Source organism: Micromonospora vulcania (assembly GCF_042658605.1).
GTDB lineage: Bacteria > Actinomycetota > Actinomycetes > Mycobacteriales > Micromonosporaceae > Micromonospora > Micromonospora vulcania.
This window is the reverse complement of sequence record NZ_JBHSQS010000053.1, coordinates 1-3,046: the sequence shown is the minus strand read 5'-3', so window position 1 is coordinate 3,046 and position 3,046 is coordinate 1. Positions and strand designations below refer to the sequence as shown.

Sequence of the window (3,046 nt, the reverse complement as noted above, 5' to 3'; positions counted from 1 at the left end):
AAGGTCTTCCACGTCGATCCGCGGTTCACCCGGACCAGCGCGTTGGCGGACTCGTACCTGCCGATCCGGGCGGGTACCGACATCGCGCTGCTGGGTGGGGTGGTGCGTTACATCCTGGACAACGAGCTGGACTTCCGGGAGTACGTGCTGGCGTACACCAATGCCGCGACGATCGTCAGCGAGCGGTTCACCGACACCGAGGACGGCGACGGCTTCTTCTCCGGCTTCGACCCGGCGACCGCCAGCTATGTGCAGGACAGCTGGCAGTACGAGGGGCACGAGGACTCGTCCGGTAGCGGGCACACCGCGAAGGAGCGGGACAGCGCCGCTGGGATGCGGCACGAGTCGCACGGCGCGCAGGTGGGCGGGCAGACCCGACGCGACGAGACGTTGCAGCACCCGCGCTGCGTGTATCAGATCCTCAAGCGGCACTTCGCCCGGTACACGCCGGAGATGGTGGAGCGCGTCTGCGGCATTCCGCAGGAGAAGTTCCTGGAGCTGGCGCAGGCCTGGACGGCGAACTCCGGCCGGGAACGCACCAGCATGCTCGTCTACTCGGTCGGATGGACGCAGCACAGTGTGGGCGTGCAGTACATCCGCACGGGCGCGATCATCCAACTGCTGCTGGGCAACATGGGTCGCCCCGGTGGTGGCGTGATGGCGCTGCGCGGGCACGCCAGCATCCAGGGCTCGACGGACATCCCGACCCTGTTCAACCTGCTGCCCGGCTACCTACCGATGCCACACCACGCCGACCACCCGACCTTCGCGGACTGGGTGGAGAGCATTCGGCACCCGGGGCAGAGGGGCTTTTGGGGCAACGCGCGGTCGTTCGCCGCCAGTCTGCTCAAGGCGTACTGGGGTGACGCGGCGACGCCGGAGAACGACTTCGGGTACGGCTATCTGCCCCGGTTGACCGGCGATCACGGCACCTACCAGCAGGTGCTGAACATGATCGACGGAAAGATCAAGGGCTACTTCCTGCTGGGCCAGAATCCCGCGGTCGGCTCGGCGCACGGCCGCGCGCAGCGGCTGGGCATGGCCAACCTGGACTGGCTGGTGGTCCGCGACCTGTTCATGATCGAGAGCGCCACCTTCTGGCAGAACGGCCCCGAGGTGGCCACCGGCGAGATCGTGCCCGAGGAGTGCCGTACCGAAGTGTTCTTCCTGCCCGCCGCCTCGCACGTGGAGAAGGAGGGCACCTTCACCCAGACCCAACGGCTGCTGCAGTGGCGCGAGAAGGCCGTCGAACCGTCCGGTGACGCCCGCTCCGAGCTGTGGTTCTTCTACCACCTCGGCCGTAGGCTGCGGGAGAAGCTGGCCTCCTCCGACCTGCCGCGCGACCGGGCGCTGCTCGACCTCACCTGGGACTACCCCACGCACGGTCCGCACGACGAGCCGAGCGCCGAGGCGGTGCTGCGGGAGATCAATGGGTACGACGTGACGACCGGCCGGCCACTGTCGACGTTCGCCGAGGCCCGCGAGGACGGGTCCACCGCGATCGGCTGCTGGATCTACACCGGGGTGTACGCCGACGGCGTGAACCAGGCCGCGCGGCGCAAGTCCCGGCACGAGCAGGACTGGGTGGCCGCCGAGTGGGGCTGGGCCTGGCCGGCGAACCGACGGATCCTCTACAACCGTGCGTCCGCGGACCCCGATGGCAGGCCGTGGAGTGAGCGCAAGCGGTACGTCTGGTGGGACGCGGAGAAGGCCGAGTGGACCGGCTACGACGTGCCGGACTTCGAGAAGACCAAGCCGCCGTCGTACCGGCCGGAGCCGGGCGCGGCCGGCACCGAGGGCATCGCCGGCGACGACCCGTTCATCATGCAGGGCGACGGGAAGGGCTGGCTGTACGCGCCCAGCGGCGTCCTCGACGGGCCGCTGCCCACGCACTACGAACCGGCCGAGTCGCCGGTGCGCAACCCGCTGTACCGGCAGCAGGCCAACCCGACCCGCAAGACGTACGCGCACCCGGTGAACTCGGTGAACCCGAGCCCACCGCAGGAGCACAGTCAGGTCTTCCCGTACGTGTTCTCGGTCAGCCGACTCACCGAGCATCACACGGCGGGCGGGATGAGCCGGACGGTCCGCCCGCTGGCCGAGTTGCAGCCGGAGATGTTCGTCGAGGTGTCGCCGCAGTTGGCCGCCGAGGCGGGGCTGGCGCATCTGGCCTGGGCGCATGTGGTCAGTGCCCGCGCGGTGATCGAGGCGAAGGTGCTGGTGACCGATCGGCTCAGGCCCCTGCGGGTCGACGGCCGGATCATCCATCAGCTCTGGCTGCCGTACCACTTCGGTTTCGAGGGTCTGGTGACCGGCGACTCGGCCAACGACCTGTTCGGGATCACCCTGGATCCGAACGTGTTGATCCAGGAGAGCAAGGTCGGCACCTGTGATGTGCGGCCCGGCCGCCGGCCGACCGGGCCGGCGTTGCTCGACCTGGTGGCCACCTACCAACGCCGGGCCGGGATGATCCCGGGTCGGCAGGCTCCGGTGGTCACCACCGATGACGACGGGGAGCCGGCGCGGTGATTCCTGACCCGAACAGCCTGTACGGGCCACTGGACCCGGCGCCCGACGCCGGTTGGTCGTCGGCGCCGCCCCGGATGGGGTTCTTCACCGACACCAGCGTGTGTATCGGCTGCAAGGCGTGCGAGGTGGCCTGCAAGGAGTGGAACGGGGTGCCGGGCTCCGGCCTGGACCTGCTGGGCATGTCGTACGACAACACCGGCGCGTTGACCGCGAACTCGTGGCGGCACGTCGCGTTCATCGAGCAGCCCAGCCCGGCCGGGCACCGCGCCGACGTGCTCGGCGAGCCGGTCAGCACCGCGGGCGCACCCGAGGTCCGCACACCCGGTCGCGGCCCGACGCCGGGCCCGGAGTTTCTGGGGATGCCGGGGGCGCAGCCGCCGGGGCGGGGTACGGGTGTGGAGCAGCGTACCGATTTTCGGTGGTTGATGATGTCGGATGTCTGTAAGCACTGTACGCATGCGGCTTGTTTGGATGTGTGTCCGACGGGGTCGTTGTTCCGGACTGAGTTCGGGACGGT

General features: G+C 69.3%; 2 protein-coding genes. Both read left to right on the top strand.

Annotated elements, in window-relative coordinates; translation table 11 throughout:
• On the top strand, nucleotides 1–2,529 hold a 2,529-nt coding region (gene fdh / locus ACFQGL_RS32125), incomplete at its 5' end, for a formate dehydrogenase (protein ID WP_377516411.1).
• Nucleotides 2,529–3,046: 4Fe-4S dicluster domain-containing protein (locus tag ACFQGL_RS32120; protein WP_377516410.1), on the top strand; the 518-nt coding region annotated here is incomplete at its 3' end. The genes fdh and ACFQGL_RS32120, both read left to right, overlap by 1 nt.